Source organism: Kitasatospora sp. NPDC089913 (genome assembly GCF_044748625.1).
In the GTDB taxonomy this organism is placed as follows: Bacteria; Actinomycetota; Actinomycetes; order Streptomycetales; family Streptomycetaceae; genus Kitasatospora.
In genome coordinates this window covers 497,391-514,874 of sequence record NZ_JBIVGI010000001.1, presented here as the reverse complement: position 1 = coordinate 514,874, position 17,484 = coordinate 497,391, and the positions used below count along the sequence as shown (strand labels likewise).

Below are 17,484 nucleotides of genomic sequence, written 5' to 3'. Positions count from 1 at the left end.
GCCGGAGGCCGTCCGCCGCGCTACCGGTCCCCGTCCGCCAGCTCCCGGACGGACGCGGCGAAGAGGTCTCCGCGCTCGCCGTAGTTGGTGAACATGTCCATCGAGGCACAGGCCGGGGCCAACAGCACCGTGTCACCCGTTCGGGCGAGCGAAGCGGCCGCGCGGACCACCTCGGTCATCGCCACCGCGCCAGTCTGGCCCTCGGCCGCCTCGATCACCGGGACATCCGGCGCGTGTCGCGCCAGCGCCTCCCGGATCAGCGCGCGGTCCTCGCCGATCAGCACGGCGGCCCGCAGCCGCTCGGCCGCCCCCCGGACCAGGTCGTCGAACTCCGCGCCCTTGGCCAGGCCGCCGGCGATCCAGACCACCGGCCGGTACGCGGCCAGCGAGGCGGCGGCGGCGTGGGTGTTGGTCGCCTTGGAGTCGTCGATCCAGGTGACGCCGTCGACCACCGCGACCTCGGCGATCCGGTGCGCGTCGGGGCGGAAGGCCCGCAGGCCCTCGCGGACCGCCTTCGGCTCCACCCCGTAGGCGCGGGCCAGCGCGGCGGCGGCCAGCGCGTTGCTGATGTTGTGCGGGGCCGGCGGGCTGACGTCCTCGACCGAGCCGAGCTCAGCCGCGTTCTTGGCCCGGTCGGACACGAACGCCCGGTCCACCAGCAGGCCGTCGACCACGCCGAGGTTCGACAGGCCGGGCGCGCCGAGGCCGAAGCCGATCGCCCGGCAGCCCTCCTCGACGTCGGCCTCGCGGACCAGCGCCTCGGTGGCCGGGTCGGCCAGGTTGTACACGCAGGCGACGGTGTTGCCCTGGTAGATCCGGCCCTTGTCGGCGGCGTACGCCTCCATCGAGCCGTGCCAGTCCAGGTGGTCCGGGGCCAGGTTGAGCACGGCCGCCGAGTGCGGGCGCAGCGAGGACGCCCAGTGCAGCTGGTAGCTGGAGAGCTCGACGGCGAGCACGTCGTACGGCTCCTCGGCGAGCACCGCGTCCAGCACCGAGACGCCGACGTTGCCGACGGCGGCGGTGCGCCAGCCGGCGGCGGTCAGGATCGAGGCCAGCATCTGGACCGTGGTGGTCTTGCCGTTGGTGCCGGTGACGGCCAGCCAGGGGGCCGGCTCGCCGGTGGCGGGGTGCGGCCTGCGCAGCCGCCAGGCCAGCTCGACGTCGCCCCAGATGTCGACGCCGGCCCGGCCGGCGGCCGCGAACAGCGGGCTGCTCGGCGGCCAGCCGGGCGAGGTGACGACGAGGCGGGTGCCCTCGGGCAGGGTGTCGCCGTCGCCGAGGCGGACGGTGACGTCGAGCGCCTCGAGCTCGGCCGCGCGGGCCTTCAGGCCCTCGCCGGAGCCGCCGTCGACGACCGTGACCAGCGCGCCGAGACCGTGCAGGACCCGGGCGGCGCTGATGCCGGAGACGCCGAGACCGGCGACGGTGACCGGCAGGCCGGACCAGTCGGGCAGGTCGGTGTCCGGGGCCCCGGACAGGTCGGCGTCGGTCATCCGGTCACCCATCCCGCGTAGAAGAGGCCGAGGCCGACGGCCACGCACAGGCCCTGGATGATCCAGAACCGGACCACGACCAGGACCTCGCTCCAGCCCTTGAGTTCGAAGTGGTGCTGCAACGGGGCCATCTTGAACACGCGCTTGCCGGTCATCCGGAACGAGCCGACCTGGATGATCACCGAGAGGGTGATGATCACGAAGAGGCCGCCCAGCAGGACGAGCAGGATCTCGGTGCGCGAGCAGATCGCCAGACCGGCCAGCGCGCCGCCGAGGGCCAGCGAGCCGGTGTCGCCCATGAAGATCTTGGCGGGCGAGGTGTTCCACCAGAGGAAGCCGAAGCAGGAGCCCATCAGGGCGGCGGCGACCACCGCGAGGTCCAGCGGGTCGCGGACGTCGTAGCAGTTGGCGGTGGCCGAGGAGACGTAGGCGCAGCTCTGGCCGTACTCCCAGACGCCGATGAAGGTGTAGGCGCCGAAGGCCATCACCGAGGCGCCGGTGGCCAGACCGTCCAGACCGTCCGTCAGGTTGACGCCGTTGGAGGTCGCGGCGATCAGGAAGTACGCGAAGATGACGAACAGGACCGGGCCGACGGCCCACTCGAAGTCCCGGACGAAGGAGAGGTGCTCCGAGGCCGGGGTACGGCCGGCGTTGTCGGGGAACTGCAGGGCCAGCACCGCGAAGGCCAGACCGACGATCGACTGGCCGGCCAGCTTGGCCTTGGCCCGCAGGCCGAGGGAACGGCGCTTGACGACCTTGATGTAGTCGTCGAGGAAGCCGACCAGGCCCAGACCGGTCGTCAGGAACAGCACCAGCAGGCCGGAGGCGGTCGGGCTCTCGCGCGTTATCGCCTTGGTGGCGAAGTAGGCGATCAGGGTCGCCAGGATGAACGCGATGCCGCCCATGGTGGGCGTGCCCTTTTTGCTGTGGTGCGCCTTGGGGCCGTCGTCACGGATGTACTGGCCGTAGCCCTGCCGGGCGAGCAGCTTGATCAGCGCGGGGGTGCCGGCCAGCGACAGGATCAGGCCGATCATGCCGGAGAAGAGGATCTGCTTCATTACTCGGCCGCACCGTCCGCGAGGAGGGCCTCGGCCACCTTCTCCAGCCCCACCGAACGGGACGCCTTCACCAGCACCACATCCCCCGGCCGCAGCTGACTGCGCAGCAGTTCGACCGCCGCGTCCGCGTCGGACACCAGCACCGACTCCTCACCCCACGAACCTTCGTTCCTCGCGCCCAGTTCCATGCAGGCCGCCTCGCGTCCGCCGACCGCCACCAGCTTGGTGACGTCCAGCCGGACGGCGAGCCGCCCGATGGCGTCGTGCTCGGCCAGGCTGTCCTCGCCGAGCTCCCGCATCTCGCCGAGCACCGCCCAGGTGCGACGGCGCTCCGGGCCGCGCCCCCCCATCGAGATCAGCGCCCGCAGCGCGGCCCGCATCGAGTCGGGGTTCGCGTTGTAGGCGTCGTTGACGACGGTGACACCATCGGCCCGGTCGACGACCTCCATGCGCCAGCGGGACAGCGCACCCGCCTCGCTCAGTGCTTCGGCGGTGTCGTCGACGGTCATCCCGAGCTCCGTCGCCACCGCTGCGGCGGCGAGGGCGTTCGAGACGTGGTGCTCACCGTACAGGCGCAGCTGCACGCGCGCGGAACCGGCCGGGGTGCTCAGCGTGAACGATGGACGTCCGGTGGAGTCGAGGCGAACATCCCGTGCCCGGACGTCGGCCTCGGCGGACTCGCCGAAGTACACCACCCGGGCCTTCGTCCGGGAGGCCATCGCGCGCACCAGGCGGTCGTCCGCGTTGAGGATCGCGACGCCGTCCGCGGGCAGCGCCTCGACCAGCTCGCCCTTGGCCTCGGCGATCGCCTCCTGGGAGCCGAACTCGCCGACGTGGGCCGTGCCGACGTTGAGCACCAGGCCGATCCGGGGCGGGGTGATCGAGGTGAGGTACTCGATGTCGCCCTTGTGCCGGGCGCCCATCTCCAGCACCAGGTGCCGGGTGCCCTCCTCGACCCGCAGGGCGGTCATCGGGTGGCCGATCTCGTTGTTGAGCGAGCCCGGCGGGTAGACGGTGTCGCCCAGGCGCTGGAGCAGCTGGGCGATGAGGTCCTTGGTACTGGTCTTGCCGGCCGAGCCGGTCAGCGCGACCACGGCGGCGTCGGCGCGGCCGACCACGGCGCGGGCGAGCTTGCCCAGCGCGTCCACCACGCTGTCGACCAGGACGGTCGGGCCGCCGACCGGGCGGGAGGCCAGCACCGCGACGGCTCCGGCGGCGAGCGCCCGGTCCGCGTAGTCGTGGCCGTCCACGTTCTCGCCGACGAAGGCCGCGAAGAGCCCGCCGGGGCGGACCTTGCGGGAGTCGACCTCGACCGGGGCGGTCACCAGGGCGTCCGGGTCGGCGCCGGTCAGGGTTCCCCCGACTGCGGCGGCCACCTCGGCGAGGGTCAGTGCGATCACGGCTGGTCCACTCCTCGGGTGCCCTGGTTCTCCTGGCCGGCCGTGGTCCGCGCGATGGATTCGCGCAGCACCTCGCGGTCGTCGAAGGGGCGGATCTCGTCTCGTACGTACTGGCCGAGCTCGTGGCCCTTGCCGGCCACCAGCACGGTGTCGCCGGCCTGGGCCCGGGCGACGGCCAGCTCGATCGCCTCGGCGCGGTCCGGCACGACCAGGACGGCGCCGCGCTCGGCCTCGGGCACCGCGGCGGCACCGTTCAGCATGGTGGCGAGGATCGCCAGCGGGTCCTCGCTGCGGGGGTTGTCGCTGGTCAGGACCGCGGTGTCGGCGAGCCGGGCGGCGATGCCGCCCATCGGGGCGCGCTTGTGCGGGTCGCGGTCGCCGCCGCAGCCGACCACCACGTGCAGCCGGCCCTTGGTCACCTCGCGCAGCGAGCCGAGGACCGCCTCCAGGGCGTCCGGCTTGTGGGCGTAGTCGACCACCGCGACGTACGGCTGTCCGGCGTCCACCCGCTCCAGCCGGCCGGGCACCCCGGGGACGGCGGCGACGCCGGCGACGGCCGACTCCAGCGGGAGTCCGGCGGTGGCCAGCAGCACGATCGCGGCCAGCGCGTTGGCGACGTTGAAGGGGCCGGGCAGCGGGACCGCGGCGTCCGCCTCGACGCCGCCGGGGCCGAGCACCCGGAAGGTCGAGCCGACCGGGCCGAGCTGGACGTCCACCGCGCGCCAGTCCGCCTCCGGGGCGCCGGTGGCGGAGAAGGTGGCGACCGGGATCTTCGCCTCGGCGGCGAGCCGGCGGCCGTAGGCGTCGTCCAGGTTGACCACGCCGGCGCGGGACTTGCCGGGCTGGAACAGCCGGGCCTTCGCCTGGAAGTAGTCCTCCATGTCCGGGTGGAAGTCGAGGTGCTCGGGGGTCAGGTTGTTGAACAGCGCGACGTCGTAGACCACGCCGTCGGTGCGGCCGTAGACCAGGGCGTGGCTGGAGACCTCCATGGTCACCGCGTCCGCGCCGCGCTCCCCCATCACGGCGAGGATCGCGTGCAGGTCGGTGGCCTCGGGGGTGGTGCGCTCGCTCTTGATCCGCTCGTCCCCGACCCGCATCTCCACGGTGCCGATCACCCCGGGGTGGCGCCCGGCGCCGCGCAGGCCGCCCTCGACCAGGTAGGAGGTGGTGGTCTTGCCGTTGGTGCCGGTGAGTCCGATCATCAGCAGCCGCTCGGAGGGGCGGTCGTAGACGGCCGCGGCGAGCTCGCCCATCCGGGCCCGGGGCCGGTCGACGACCAGCAGCGGCAGACCGGTGCCGGCCGCCAGCTCGGCTCCCGCCGGGTCGGTGAGCACCGCGACGGCGCCGGCTCCGGCGGCCTGTCCGGCGAAGGCCGCGCCGTGGTGGTTGGCCCCGGGGAACGCCACGTAGAGGTCGCCGGGGCGGACCTCGCGGGCGTTGTGGGTGACGCCGGTGACCTCGGGCCCCTCCACGGGGTCCAGGCCCAGCAGACGGGCGACCTCGGCGAGCGTCCGGGCACCGGTCCGCGCGGGGCGGGGCGGGCTCACGGTGTTTTGATCGGGTTTCGGCACGGCGGAGAGGCTATCCGCCGAAGGGTGTCCAGGGCCAAACCGGCCCTTTTGCGCACCGGCGGCCGCACCCGCCAGGTCGTTGTCCATGGTCGATCACGGCTTCCACTCGACGGGCAGGTTGGGCGCCTCGCTCCCGCTCGGCGGGACCTGGAGGGTCTTCAGGGTGAACTCCATCACCTGCTTGAACACCGGGCCGCACAGCTGGCCGCCGAAGTGGCCGTTGACCGGGTCCTGGATCACGCAGGAGACGGTGACCCGGGGCTGGTCGGCCGGCGCGAAGCCGATGAAGGAGGCGGTGTACCCGCGGTACCCGCCGTTCTTCGGGTCCACCCGGTTGGCGGTGCCGGTCTTGCCGGCGACCCGGTAGCCCGGGATCGCGGCCTTGCCGCCGGTGCCCTGCTCGTCGGAGACGACCGACTCCAGCATCTCGGTGAGGGTCTTCGCGGTCTGTTCGCTCACCACCCGCGACTGCGCGCCCGCCGGGGCCGGGGTGTACTTGCCGTCCGGCGCGGTGGTGCCCTGGACCACGCTGGGGGCCACCCGGACACCGCCGTTGGCGATGGTGGAGAACACCGAGGTCGCCTGGAGCGCGTTGACCGACAGGCCCTGGCCGAACGGGATGGTGTACTGCTTGGACGCCTTCCAGTCCTCCGGCTTGTCGAGCAGTCCGGCGGTCTCGCCGGGGAAGGCCAGACCGGTCTGCTGGCCGATGCCGAACTTCCGCAGGTAGTCGTAGAGGACCCGGTTGGCCTCGGGCTGGGTGGCGCCGAGGGTCTGGGCGGCCTCGATGGTGCCGATGTTGGAGGACTTGGCGAGCACGCCGGCGAGGGTCAGGTACCAGGTGTCGTGCTCGACGTCGTCCTTGAACGCCACGTCGCCGCGCACCAGCGGGTACGGCACGGTGACCTTGGTGTCCCAGGTGGCCTTGCCGGTGTCCAGCACCGCCGCCATGGTCATCAGCTTGGCGGTCGAGCCGGGCTCGTAGGCGTCCTGCAGTGCCGCGTTGCCGAGCTGCGAGTTCTTGGCCGTGCTCAGATCGTTCGGGTTGAATCCGGGCGAGGTCGCCATGGCCAGGACCTGGCCGTTCCTGACGTCCTGGACGATCACGTAGCCCTTCTCCGCCCCGGCGTTGGCGACCTGGTCGGTGATGGCCCGCTGGGCGGCCCACTGGATGTCCCGGTTGACGGTCAGCCGCAGGTCGGTGCCGGGTACGGCGGGCTCCAGCGAGCCGCCCGCGGTCGGCACCAGCCGGCCGCCGGCCTGGGCGTAGCTGCTGTGCCCCTCCTTGCCGGCCAGCTGCTTCTGGAACTGCTGCTCCAGCCCGCCGGCGCCCTCGCCCTCGGCGTTGACGAAGCCCACCAGGTTCGCGGCCAGCCCGTCGGAGGGGTAGACCCGCTTCTGGGTGTCCCGGTTGAAGACGCCGGCCAACGGGTTGACGCACTCGTTGTCGACCCGGGTCCGGCCGCCCTCGTCGGCGGGCTTGTTCAGCAGCCGCTTCTGGGCCTGGCAGGCACGCGAGCCGGCCTGCTTCTCCAGGCTGGACTTGAGGTCGGTGATCTGGTTCTTGACGTCCGGGGTCTGCTGGGCGGCGAGCCGCTTGTAGCGGGTCTTCGGGGTGCGCAGGTCGGCGGCGAGCTTCTCCTTGGGCAGGCCGAGGACCGGCGCCAGCAGCGCGGCGGCCTGCTCGGGGGCGTCGGGGAGGCCGGTCGCCTCGGGGGTGAACATCGCCGGGTCGGCGGTGATGTCGTAGGCGTCCACGGTGGTGGCCAGCGCGACGCCGTCGGAGGACGTTATCGAGCCGCGCTCGGCGGTGATCGGGATGTTCAGGTAGCGGTTGGTGTTGGCGTCGGAGGCCAGCGCGTCCGAGTCCAGCAGCTGGAGCTGGACCAGCCGCCCGGCGAAGACCGAGAACACCACCGACAGCACGACGGTGATCACCCGCAGCCGGCGGCGCGGGTCGGCCAGCCGGATCCCCCGGGACGCCGGACGGCGCTGCGGCGGGCGGCGGCGCGGCGGCGCACCGGCCGGCGGGCGCCCCTCCGCGCGGCGCTGCTGCGGGGGACGCACCCCGCGCACGGCCGGGCGGACCGTGGCGGCGGACGGCCGGCCGCCGCGCGCGGGGCGCCCCTGGGCGGACTGCGGACGGGGCTGACGGTTCCCGGCGGGCTGGTCCTTCGGCGACTGCCCGCGCGCGGCCCGGCCCCTGGCGGCGGACGGCTTCGGCGGCTGCGACCCGGCGGCCGCCGGCCTGGCCGGCTGCGACCTGGCCGGCTTGGGCGGCTTGGGCTCGGGCGGCTGGGGCTTCGCGGGCTGCGCCCCGGGGGGCGGCGGCTTGGGGCTGCGGGCCCGCCCGGCGGCCGGCGGCTTGGCGCCGGACTGTCCGCGCGGGGCACCCGGGCGCGGCGCGGCGCCCTTGATCGTCCGGCGCCCGCCGGCGCCTTCGCCGGAGGGCTGACGGGGCGTGCTCATCGGGCGCCACCCCCGCCCGTGGCCGGGGCCGGCCCGGCCGGGCCGGGGTTGACCTGCACGGTGACGTCGCCACCGGTGCCCGGCCCGGCCGACGGCGCCGCGGTGGCGGCCGGCGCCGCCGGGGAGGGCTGGGCACTCGGCTGGGCGGTCGGCTGAGCCGTCGACCGGCCCGGCGCGGGCTGCTTCCCGGGCCACGGTTCCACGCTGGACCGTTTCACCGGCGGGCTGTCCTGGGCCGGCTTGGGCGTGCCGACCACCGCACCGCCGTTCGGCAGGTCGAGGAAGGCCATCCCGCCGGCCGGCACCATGCCCAGCTCGACGGCCCGGCGCGCCAGCGCGTCCGGCGCGGAGTTCTGGTCGATCTGGTGCTGGAGCCCCTGCTGTTCGTCGGTCAGCACGGTGGTCTGCCGGTTCAGCCGCGACAGCTCGAAGGAGCCCTCGTTGAGCGCGGTGTTCAGGGCGAGCAGCCCGAGCAGCCCCGCCCCGAGCAGCAGCACCACCAGCACCGCGAACGGCGTCCGCCCCCGTACCGACCGGCCCGGGCGCACGGTGATCCGCGCCCTGCCGCCCTGCCCGGGGAGCACCCGGCTCCCCGCCCCGCCTCCGGCCACCGGCCCCACCGTCTTCCTCCGCCCTTCGGACCGCCCCGGTTCCGGTCAGCCCCGGGTGCTTCGGTCCCTGATCCTCTCCGCCACCCGCAGCCGCACGGGTGCGGCACGCCGGTTCTCCTCGATCTCCTCCTCGGTGGCCTGCTCGGCACCGCGGGTGATCAGCTTGAGCCAGGGCTGGTGCTCCTCGGGGACGAACGGGAGCCCGGGCGGCGCGGTGCTGGTCGCACCGGCCGCGAGGTACTGCTTGACCAGGCGGTCCTCCAACGACTGGTAGGACATCACCACGATCCGTCCGCCGAGCGCCAGCACGTCCAGCGCCCCGGGGATCGCCCGGTCCAGCACCTCGAGCTCGCCGTTGACCTCGATCCGCAGCGCCTGGAACGTCCGCTTGGCCGGGTTGCCGCCGGTACGGCGGGTGGCGGCCGGGATGGCGTTGCGCACCAGATCGACCAGACGCGCGCTGTTGGTGAACGGTTCCTTCTCGCGCTCCCGGAGGACGACCGAGGCGATCTTCCCGGCGAACCGCTCCTCGCCGTACAGCTTGAGGATCCGGGCCAGCTGGCCGTGGCTGTAGGTGTTGAGCACCTCGGCGGCGCTGATCCCCCGGGTCTGGTCCATCCGCATGTCCAGCGGCGCGTCCTGCGCGTAGGCGAAGCCGCGGTCGGCCTCGTCCAGCTGCATCGAGGAGACACCGAGGTCGAACAGGATGCCGTCGGCCTTCGGGATGTCCAGGCGCTCCAGGACCTCGGGGATCTCGTCGTAGACCGCGTGCACCAGGGTGGCCCGGTCGCCGAAAGGGGCCAGCCGCTCGCCGGAGAGCTTCAGCGCGGCCGGGTCGCGGTCCACCGCGACCAGCCGGACGTCCGGGAACTGGGTGAGCAGTGCCTCGCTGTGTCCGCCGAGGCCGAGCGTGGCGTCCACCACGACCGCGCCGGGCCGGGAGATCGCCGGGGCCAGCGCGTCCATGCACCGCTGCAGCATCACCGGGACGTGCTTGGGACCCGGATCGTTGGTGCTCATGCGCTGTGGCGCCCTTCCTCGGTGCGGAAGCCGCCCGACGTCCGGGCAGCCCCGACCATTCTGTCCCACCGGGAGGCGGAGCCGTCGCACGGGCCGGGCCGCGCGGCCCGTGGTCCCCGCCCGCTCCTGGGGAAGGCCGTGTCCGCCCGGCGCCGGGGAAGGTGCGCCAGGTGGTACGGGGAGCGGGTGGAGGCCGCGGGCCGCGTCGGTCGCGCACGGCCGGAAAGGCCCGGTTGACGGGCCTCGGCGGGTGTGCTCCACTGCGCCGCAACTCTATCGCGCGCGCCCCTCCAGTCAATGGTCCGCTCCGGCGCACCACCCGGGCGGCGGTACGGATCACCGCAGGTCGCGAGGGTGCTCGTGGCACGTGCCGGGTGCCCGGTCGCGACCGGACGGACGGCGGGCGCCCCGGCGGACGGCGTTGTCGACATGCCCTCGGTCACAGGCGTCCGCTCTGTAGCAATCGGCCCCACCACGACCGGGTAAATCGCACTAACGTCTTCACCATGACAGTGACACCCGACCGGCCCACGCCGACCGCCGCTGCCGATTCCGCCACCCCGGCCGTCATCGACCGCTTCGTCGCCGCCAACCGCGACTACGCGGTGACCTTCCGGGACGGCGGCATGGACGCCCGCCCCGTGCAGAAGATCGCCGTGGTGGCCTGCATGGACGCCCGCCTCGACCTGTTCGCCGCCCTCGGCCTCGAACTCGGCGACGCCCACGTCATCCGCAACGCGGGCGGCGTGGTCACGGACGACACCATCCGCTCCCTCACCATCAGTCAGCGCGCCCTCGGCACCCGCTCGGTCGCGCTGATCCACCACACCGGCTGCGGCCTGCTCGGCCTCACCGAGGACTTCCGGCGCGAGCTGGAGCTGGAGGTCGGCCAGCGCCCGCAGTGGGCGGTCGAGGCCTTCGTGGACCTCGACGGCGACGTCCGGCAGTCCATGCAGCGGGTCCGCACCTCCCCGTTCCTGCCGCACACCGACGACGTGCGCGGCTTCGTGTTCGACGTCCACACCGGTCTGCTGCGCGAGATCGACTGATCCCCCGCCCGGCCGGCCCGGCCGACGGTGTCCGGGCCGCCGGACACCCCGGTCCGGCGCCGGGGGAACGGGCGGGCGGCCCGCCCGGAGGCGGGCGGACGGCAACAGGGTGACTTCCTCCGCCGCGCAGGGGAGAATGCGCCTGCCGGTCTGACCCCGAACCACCTGGGGAGGCCTGCCGCAGGCCGTATCCCGGCACCGGCTCCCCCACGGAACCGCGACCGGGGACGCCGCGTCCAGCATGGGGTGGGGGCCGGGCTCGGACGGAGCCGGTCGTTGGTGTGCCAGGGAGCGTACGGGTGACGAGCTACAGCGATCAGGCCGGTCTCAACGGTCGTGCGGGAGGCGACCTGGAGGCGGTGGAACACCGCCCGATCGGTCTGCCGGAACTCGCCGCCGTCGTCGACCGGATCCGGGCCAACATCGAGAGCGTGATCGAGGGCAAGCCGGAGGCCGTCCGGATCGCCCTGACCGTCCTGCTCGCCGAGGGCCACCTGCTGCTGGAGGACGTGCCCGGCGTCGGCAAGACCATGCTGGCCAAGGCGCTCGCCCGCTCGGTCGACTGCACCGTGCGACGGATCCAGTTCACCCCGGACCTGCTGCCCTCGGACGTCACCGGCACCAACATCTTCGACCAGCAGCAGCGCGACTTCGAGTTCCGCCCCGGCGCGATCTTCGCCCAGATCGTGGTCGGCGACGAGATCAACCGCGCCTCGCCGAAGACCCAGTCCGCCCTGCTGGAGTCGATGGAGGAACGCCAGGTCACCATCGACGGCACCAGCTACCAGCTGCCCTCGCCGTTCATGGTGGTCGCCACCCAGAACCCGGTCGAGATGGAGGGCACCTACCCCCTCCCGGAGGCCCAGCGGGACCGCTTCATGGCCCGGATCTCGATGGGGTACCCCAGCGCCGAGGCCGAGTTCGCCATGCTCGACGTGCACGCCGGCGCCAGCCCGCTGGACGACCTCCAGCCGGTCGCCCACGCCTCCGACATCCTCAAGCTGATCGACCTGGTCCGCACCGTGCACGTCGCCGACCCGGTCCGCCGCTACGCCGTCGACCTGGTCGCCGCCACCCGCACCAGCCACGAGCTGCGCCTCGGCGCCTCCCCCCGGGCCACCCTGCACCTGGTCCGGGCCGCCCGCGCCGCCGCCGCCCTGGACGGCCGCGACTACGTCACCCCGGACGACATCCAGCGCCTCGCCGTGCCGGTGCTCGCCCACCGGCTGATGCCGACCGCCGAGACCCAGCTCAGCCGCCGCACCTCGGAGCAGATCGTGACCGACCTGGTCGCCCGCCTCCCGCTGCCGCGCCCGCAGGGCGGCCCGGCCGTCCGGAGGGGCTGAGGTGGGCCCGTCCGGCGAACCGTCGGGCCTGCGCGCCGGCCTGCGCGGCCTCACCACCCGGGGCCGCTCCTTCCTCGCCGCCGGACTGACCGCGGTGGTCTGCTCGTACCTCCTCGGCCAGGACGCGCTGCTGCGCGTCGGGGTGCTGCTCGCCGCGCTGCCGCTGGCCGCCGCGCTGCTGCTGGCCAACACCCGCTACCGGGTCGCCAGCGGCCGCCGGCTCAGCCCGCACCGCTCGGTGGCCGGCCAGGAGGCCCGGGTGCACCTGCGGGTGGACAACGTCTCCCGGGTGCCCACCGGCCTGCTGCTGCTGGAGGACAAGGTCCCGTACGTGCTCGGGCCCCGGCCCCGGTTCGTGCTGGACCGGGTCGAACCGCGCGGCCACCGCGAGGTCTCCTACCGGGTCCGCTCCGACCTGCGCGGCCGCTACCCGCTCGGCCCGCTCCAGCTGCGGCTCTCCGACCCGTTCGGGATGTGCGAGCTGAACCGTTCCTTCGCCGCCTCCGACGTGCTCACCGTCGTCCCCCAGGTGCTGCCGCTGCCGCACGTGCGGCTCACCGGCGAGTTCGCCGGGCAGGGCGAGAGCCACAGCCGCTCGCTCGCGCTGGCCGGCGACGACGACGTCATCCTGCGCGAGTACCGGGCCGGCGACGACCTGCGCCGGGTGCACTGGAAGTCCACCGCCCGCTACGGCGAGCTGATGGTCCGGCGCGAGGAGCAGCCCCACCGGGCCCGCGCCACCGTGCTGCTGGACACCCGCGAGACCGGCCACCGCGGCAGCGGCCCGGCCTCCTCCTTCGAGTGGGCCGTCGCCTGCGCCGCCTCGGTCTGCGTCCACCTGCTGGAGCGCGGCTACCAGACCCGCCTGCTCACCGACACCGGCCACGCCGTCCCCGGCTTCCAGGCCGACAACGGCCACACCGCCGCCGACACCTCCGGAGTGATCCTGGACGCGCTCGCCGTGGTCGACCTCTCCGACGGCGCCGGGCTCTCCCGCGCCGAGGAGCCGCTGCGGGCCGGCGGCGAGGGTCTGGTGGTGGCCGTCCTCGGCGAACTGGACGAGGAGCAGACCGCCCGGCTCGCCCGGCTGCGCGGCCGTACCGGCGGCGCCGTCGTCCTCCTGCTCGACACCGGCACCTGGGCGGGCCTGCGCCTGCTCTCCCCCGACACCGGCGGCGAGGAGTTCCGCGACCGGGCCCGCCGGCTGCGCGAGGCCGGCTGGACGGTACTGACCGTCCGCGCCGGCGACTCCCTCCCCGACCTCTGGCGCGCCGCCGACCGGCCCGAGTCGTCCGCCCCCTACCGAGAAGAGGCCGGCGCGTGACCACCCGGGCCAAACTGACCGTTTACTCGGCGCTGGCCACCGCCCTGGCCGCGCTCTGCCTCACCCCGTTGCTGACCACCAAGGGCTGGATCGCCCACGCCTTCCTGGTGGTCGTGGTCGTCGCGGCGGTCGGCGCCGGGCTGCGGCGCACGCCGTTCTACCGGTGGACCGTCCCGGCCGGCCAGCTGCTGGCGCTCGCCCTGCTGCTGCTGATCGGCTTCGCCTCCTCGGCCGCGGTCTTCGGCGGCCTGGTGCCCGGCCCCGAGTCGGTCCGGCTGCTCGGCCGGATCCTCTCCCAGGGGTTCCACGACGTCCGTGACTACGCCATCCCCGCTCCGCCCAGCCCCGGGCTGCGGCTCATCCTGGTCGCCTCGGTCGGTCTGATCGCCGTCGTGGTGGACACCGTCGCGGTCACCTACCGGCGCTCGGCCCTGGCCGGGCTGCCGCTGCTCGCGCTCTACTCGATCGGCAACGGCCTGGCCGGGGACGACGGCAACTGGCTCTGGTTCGCCACCGCCGCCGCCGGCTACCTGGTGCTGCTCTTCGCCGAGGGCCAGGACCGGGTCTCCCGCTGGGGCCGGATCTTCCGGGGCTCCGAGCGGGACGGCGAAGGGAGCGGCACCCTGGGCCGGAGCGGCCAGCAGGTCGGCGTCCTGGCGCTGGCGCTCGCCCTGCTGCTGCCCGTGTTCCTGCCGCGCTGGGACTCCGGCCTGGTGCACAGCGGCACCGGCACCGGCACCAGCACCGGCGGCGCGGTCAGCAGCCTGGACCCGCTGATCACCCTGACCGGCGCGATCCCCAAGCCGCGCAACGTCGAACTGTTCAGCTACAAGTCCGAGAGCCCGGCCGCCGACTCCACCTATCTGCGCACCGGTTCGCTGGACGTCTTCGACGGCGTCAGCTGGAAGCGCGGCGCGGCCGCCACGGTGCCGTTCACCGGCACCTTCCCCGCCCCCGAGGGGCTGGGCAGCATCGACCTGGCCGAGCAGCTGAAGGCCGAGGTCCGGATCGGGCCCCAGCTGGACGACGCCTGGCTGCCGATGCCCTACCCGCCGGTCGGTGTCACCCTCCGTGACAACTCCGCCTGGCAGCTCGACCCGGTCACCTCCAGCCTCCTGCCCGCCCGGGAGAAGGCGATCAAGGGCCTCAACTACACGGTGACCGCACTGGACGTCCGGCCGACCGCGACCGTCCTGCGCACCGTGCCGGCGCCGCCCGAGCGGATCCGCGACCAGTACCTCGTGGTGCCGCGCGACCTGCCGCCGGTGGTGCGGGACACCGCCCTGCGGGTCACCGGGAAGGCGAAGACCGGGTACGACAAGGCCGTCGCCCTGCGCGACTGGTTCACCGGCCCCGAGTTCGCCTACGACGCCACCACCAGGACCGACAGCGGCAGCGACGCGATGAAGGACTTCCTGGAGCGCCGCCGCGGCTTCTGCGTCCACTTCGCCTCCACCATGGCCGTGATGGCCCGCATCCTGGGCGTCCCGGCCCGGGTCGCGCTCGGCTTCACCCCCGGCAACACCAAGGGCAACAACGTCTACGCGGTGACCGACGCGATGTACCACGCCTGGCCCGAGCTCTACTTCGAGGGCTACGGCTGGCTGCGCTTCGAGCCCACGCCGACCCGCGGCGTCCAGCCCGACTACTCGGACCCGGTCTCCGCCCCGGCCACCCAGCCGACCACCCAGCCGACCGTCGAGCCGCAGGCCAGCGCGCCGGTCCAGCTGCCGTCCGCCAACCCGGACTGCGACGCGAAGCTGCGCCGGACCGGTGACTGCGGCGACCGGCAGCAGAGCGCCGGAGGCGCCGGCGAGGAGTCCTGGCTGCTCTCCGGGAAGGTCCTGACCGCGCTGGCCGCGGTCGCGCTGGTGCTGTTCCTGCTGCTCACCCCGATGGTCTGGCGGGCCCGGCTGCGCCGGCGCCGGCTGGGCGGCGGCGGGCGGCGGCGCCCCGGCGGGCCGGGACCGGTCCCGCTCACCGACGCGCAGGTGCTGGCCGCCTGGGACGAACTGATCGACTCCGCCTGGGACCTCGGCATCCCGCCGGACGAGTCGCGCACCCCGCGCGCCGCCGCCCGCCGGATCGCCGAGGCCGGCGAGCTGGACGAAGACGCGACGGCGGCCGCCGGCCGGGTGGCGGTGGCCACCGAACGGGTGCTCTACGCCCGCTCCGCCGAGGTCGGGGAACCGCTCGCGGCCGACGTCAGGACCGCCAGGAACGGCCTGCGGGCGCACGCCGGCCGGCGCGGCCGGATCCGGGCCCTGCTGCTGCCGGCCTCCTCCGCGCAGTTGCGGTGGCGGATCTCGGAAGCCCTGCTGACGGCCCGGCTGGCGGTCGGGGGCCGGATCGCCCGGGCGGTCGGCGCGGTCACCGGGCCGGTCCGCCGGCTGACCGCCCGCCGCCCCGGCCGGGGCGGCCGCGGCGGGAGCGGCGGGAACGGGTCCTGAACCGGGACCCGGACGCACCGAGGGCGGGCAGTCGGTCGACTGCCCGCCCTCGGTGCGTCCGTACCGGCGACGGTACGGACCTCAGGTCTCAGAATCCGCCACCGGTCTGCTCGTCACGCCGACGCTGCCAGCGCTGCTCGACCCGGTCCATCATCCCGGCCTTGCGGCGCGGCACGGCGGCCGGACCGGGGTGCTGGGCCTGCCCGGCGGGACCGCGGCGCCAGCCGGTCACGGCGAAGACGGCGCACCCGAGCATCACCAGGAAGCCGACCACACTGACCCAGATCTGATTGGGTACGACCATGCCGCCCATCAGCAGGCCGATACCGACCACGAAGCCGCCGACGGCGAGATAGACCCGTCGACGGGTGTAGGTGCGCAGACCGGTTCCCTCGAGCGCCGTAGCGAATTTGGGATCTTCGGCGTACAGCGCTCGCTCCATCTGGTCGAGCAGTCGCTGCTCGTGCTCCGAGAGCGGCACGGAGTCCTCCTACTCGTCGGTCGCGGGTGCGACCGGTCCGCCGCCCCGGTCGGGGTGGCAAGTCCAATCAGCCTTCAGAACACGCGGTCGGACGCCTGTGCGGGGGCCCGGGCCCGTGTCGTCCATATGCCCCGAGCATCCGGCGGTCATGCTTTCCGGCTTTACCCAGATCATACGGTCCACGGGCTCGCGACGGAGTGGTCGACCACGCGTGGACCCGGCCACTTCGGCGGCTCCTCGCCGCACCACGCTCAACGCGGCGGGGGCCGGACTAGTGCCCGATCCGATGGAATCGGTCCGGACCTGGGGAGATCCCGAGGAGAAGGCGGGGAAACCAGCGGGGGACGCACCGTCGGTCCGTCGGCGAACAGTGGGAGTTCCGTGGGCGAACGGCGGTGGTCCGCCCGGTCAGCCCAGGGTGGCCAGCAGGTGGAGCTGGGTCGCCACGGCGTGGAAGGCCGGCTGCCCGGCGGCGGCCTCCTCCAGCTTGAGCAGCGCCTCCATCGCGCCGGGCTCGGTGTCCACCAGCACACCCGGGACGAGGTCGGCGAAGACCCGGACGCCGTGCACCGACTCGACCCGCAGGCCGGCCCCGACCGCCAGCCGGTCGAGCTCCTCGCCGGTGAAGCGGCGCGGCATCGGGTCCTGCTCGCCCCAGCGGCCGTCGGCGGCGCCCAGCACCGCGCGGGCGTCGTCGAAGTGGCCGCCCAGTGCCCGGGCGAGCACCGCGCCGTTGCGGTTGGCGGCCAGCAGGCTGACGAAGCCGCCCCGGCGCAGGGTCGCGGCCAGACTGCCGAGCGCCTCCGCCGGGTCGTCCACGACCTCCAGCACACCGTGGCAGAGCACCGCGTCGACGGTGCCCGGCGGGACCAGCTCGGGGAGCGTCTGGGTGTCGCCCTGGACGGCGCGGACCAGATCGGTCACGCCGGCCTCGGCGGCCCTGCGCTCCAGGGCGAACAGCGCGTCGGGGCTCGGGTCGACCACGGTGACGCGGTGGCCCAGCCGGGCCACCGGCACGGCGAAGTTGCCGGTGCCGCCACCGGTGTCGACCACGTCGAGCACCGGCTGGTCCAGCTCGGCCACCCGCTTCTCCAGGGCGGCCCGCACCACCTCCCACACCACGGCGGTACGCAGGGCGCTGCGGGGACGCGTCGGGTACAAGGCGAGGCTCCTTGGCACGTGCAGGGTCGATCGGGTTGTCCCCAACCTTAG

Annotated in this window: 13 protein-coding genes; 4 read left to right on the top strand and 9 right to left on the bottom strand. The window is 74.2% G+C overall.

The window, feature by feature from the left end; all coding sequences use genetic code 11:
• Window positions 1–20: 20 nt before the first annotated feature.
• Genes murD through rsmH form a run of 7 tightly spaced genes read right to left on the bottom strand, consistent with a single transcriptional unit; the run spans window position 21 to window position 9,622 of the window.
• The gene (gene murD, locus ACIPYS_RS02300; protein ID WP_400742049.1) at window positions 21–1,493 is read right to left on the bottom strand and encodes a UDP-N-acetylmuramoyl-L-alanine--D-glutamate ligase; all 1,473 of its coding nucleotides are present in this window, start codon (window positions 1,491–1,493) and stop codon (window positions 21–23) included.
• Window positions 1,490–2,551, bottom strand: coding sequence for a phospho-N-acetylmuramoyl-pentapeptide-transferase (gene mraY, locus ACIPYS_RS02295; RefSeq protein ID WP_030391452.1), 1,062 nt, complete (start codon window positions 2,549–2,551; stop codon window positions 1,490–1,492). The genes murD and mraY overlap by 4 nt, the downstream gene beginning before the upstream one ends.
• Complete coding sequence (gene murF / locus ACIPYS_RS02290) at window positions 2,551–3,951, bottom strand: UDP-N-acetylmuramoyl-tripeptide--D-alanyl-D-alanine ligase (RefSeq protein WP_400742045.1); 1,401 nt, start codon at window positions 3,949–3,951, stop codon at window positions 2,551–2,553. The genes mraY and murF overlap by 1 nt, the downstream gene beginning before the upstream one ends.
• Window positions 3,948–5,609: a UDP-N-acetylmuramoyl-L-alanyl-D-glutamate--2,6-diaminopimelate ligase gene (locus ACIPYS_RS02285; RefSeq protein WP_400742042.1), complete on the bottom strand. Its 1,662-nt coding sequence runs from the start codon at window positions 5,607–5,609 to the stop codon at window positions 3,948–3,950. Before ACIPYS_RS02285 ends, murF begins: the two co-directional genes overlap by 4 nt.
• 6 nt (window positions 5,610–5,615) lie before the next feature.
• On the bottom strand, window positions 5,616–7,991 hold the full coding sequence (locus ACIPYS_RS02280) for a penicillin-binding transpeptidase domain-containing protein (protein ID WP_400742040.1): 2,376 nt from the start codon (window positions 7,989–7,991) through the stop codon (window positions 5,616–5,618).
• The gene (locus ACIPYS_RS02275; protein WP_400742038.1) at window positions 7,988–8,602 is read right to left on the bottom strand and encodes a cell division protein FtsL; all 615 of its coding nucleotides are present in this window, start codon (window positions 8,600–8,602) and stop codon (window positions 7,988–7,990) included. Before ACIPYS_RS02275 ends, ACIPYS_RS02280 begins: the two co-directional genes overlap by 4 nt.
• A 45-nt stretch (window positions 8,603–8,647) precedes the next feature.
• Window positions 8,648–9,622, bottom strand: coding sequence for a 16S rRNA (cytosine(1402)-N(4))-methyltransferase RsmH (gene rsmH, locus ACIPYS_RS02270; protein WP_093862361.1), 975 nt, complete (start codon window positions 9,620–9,622; stop codon window positions 8,648–8,650).
• A 506-nt stretch (window positions 9,623–10,128) separates the two neighbouring features.
• On the opposite strand from rsmH, the gene ACIPYS_RS02265 reads away from it, so the two are divergent.
• The 4 genes from ACIPYS_RS02265 (at window position 10,129) to ACIPYS_RS02250 (ending at window position 15,791) form a co-directional block, all read left to right on the top strand.
• The gene (locus tag ACIPYS_RS02265) at window positions 10,129–10,671 is read left to right on the top strand and encodes a carbonic anhydrase (RefSeq protein ID WP_093862360.1); all 543 of its coding nucleotides are present in this window, start codon (window positions 10,129–10,131) and stop codon (window positions 10,669–10,671) included.
• A gap of 359 nt (window positions 10,672–11,030) precedes the next feature.
• The gene (locus ACIPYS_RS02260; protein WP_400742832.1) at window positions 11,031–12,017 is read left to right on the top strand and encodes an AAA family ATPase; all 987 of its coding nucleotides are present in this window, start codon (window positions 11,031–11,033) and stop codon (window positions 12,015–12,017) included.
• Window position 12,018: 1 nt separating this feature from the next.
• Window positions 12,019–13,341, top strand: coding sequence for a DUF58 domain-containing protein (locus ACIPYS_RS02255; protein WP_400742034.1), 1,323 nt, complete (start codon window positions 12,019–12,021; stop codon window positions 13,339–13,341).
• On the top strand, window positions 13,338–15,791 hold the full coding sequence (locus ACIPYS_RS02250; RefSeq protein ID WP_400742032.1) for a transglutaminaseTgpA domain-containing protein: 2,454 nt from the start codon (window positions 13,338–13,340) through the stop codon (window positions 15,789–15,791). The genes ACIPYS_RS02255 and ACIPYS_RS02250 overlap by 4 nt, the downstream gene beginning before the upstream one ends.
• 88 nt (window positions 15,792–15,879) lie before the next feature.
• Here the strand turns inward: ACIPYS_RS02250 and ACIPYS_RS02245 are convergent, their stop codons facing one another.
• Window positions 15,880–16,272 carry a DUF3040 domain-containing protein gene (locus ACIPYS_RS02245; protein ID WP_045938200.1) on the bottom strand — a complete coding sequence of 131 codons (393 nt, stop codon included), beginning with the start codon at window positions 16,270–16,272 and terminating at the stop codon, window positions 15,880–15,882.
• 408 nt (window positions 16,273–16,680) lie between these two features.
• On the bottom strand, window positions 16,681–17,433 hold the full coding sequence (locus ACIPYS_RS02240; RefSeq protein WP_093862358.1) for a methyltransferase domain-containing protein: 753 nt from the start codon (window positions 17,431–17,433) through the stop codon (window positions 16,681–16,683).
• Between the last annotated feature and the right edge of the window lie 51 nt (window positions 17,434–17,484).

Bases quoted from the DNA above. Each gene is read 5' to 3' on its own strand.
- rsmH (WP_093862361.1), bottom strand. From the start codon at position 9,622: ATGAGCACCAACGATCCGGGTCCCAAGCACGTCCCGGTGATGCTGCAG.
- ACIPYS_RS02265 (WP_093862360.1), top strand. From the start codon at position 10,129: ATGACAGTGACACCCGACCGGCCCACGCCGACCGCCGCTGCCGATTCC.
- mraY (WP_030391452.1), bottom strand. From the start codon at position 2,551: ATGAAGCAGATCCTCTTCTCCGGCATGATCGGCCTGATCCTGTCGCTG.
- ACIPYS_RS02285 (WP_400742042.1), bottom strand. From the start codon at position 5,609: ATGGACAACGACCTGGCGGGTGCGGCCGCCGGTGCGCAAAAGGGCCGG.
- murD (WP_400742049.1), bottom strand. From the start codon at position 1,493: ATGACCGACGCCGACCTGTCCGGGGCCCCGGACACCGACCTGCCCGAC.
- ACIPYS_RS02280 (WP_400742040.1), bottom strand. From the start codon at position 7,991: ATGAGCACGCCCCGTCAGCCCTCCGGCGAAGGCGCCGGCGGGCGCCGG.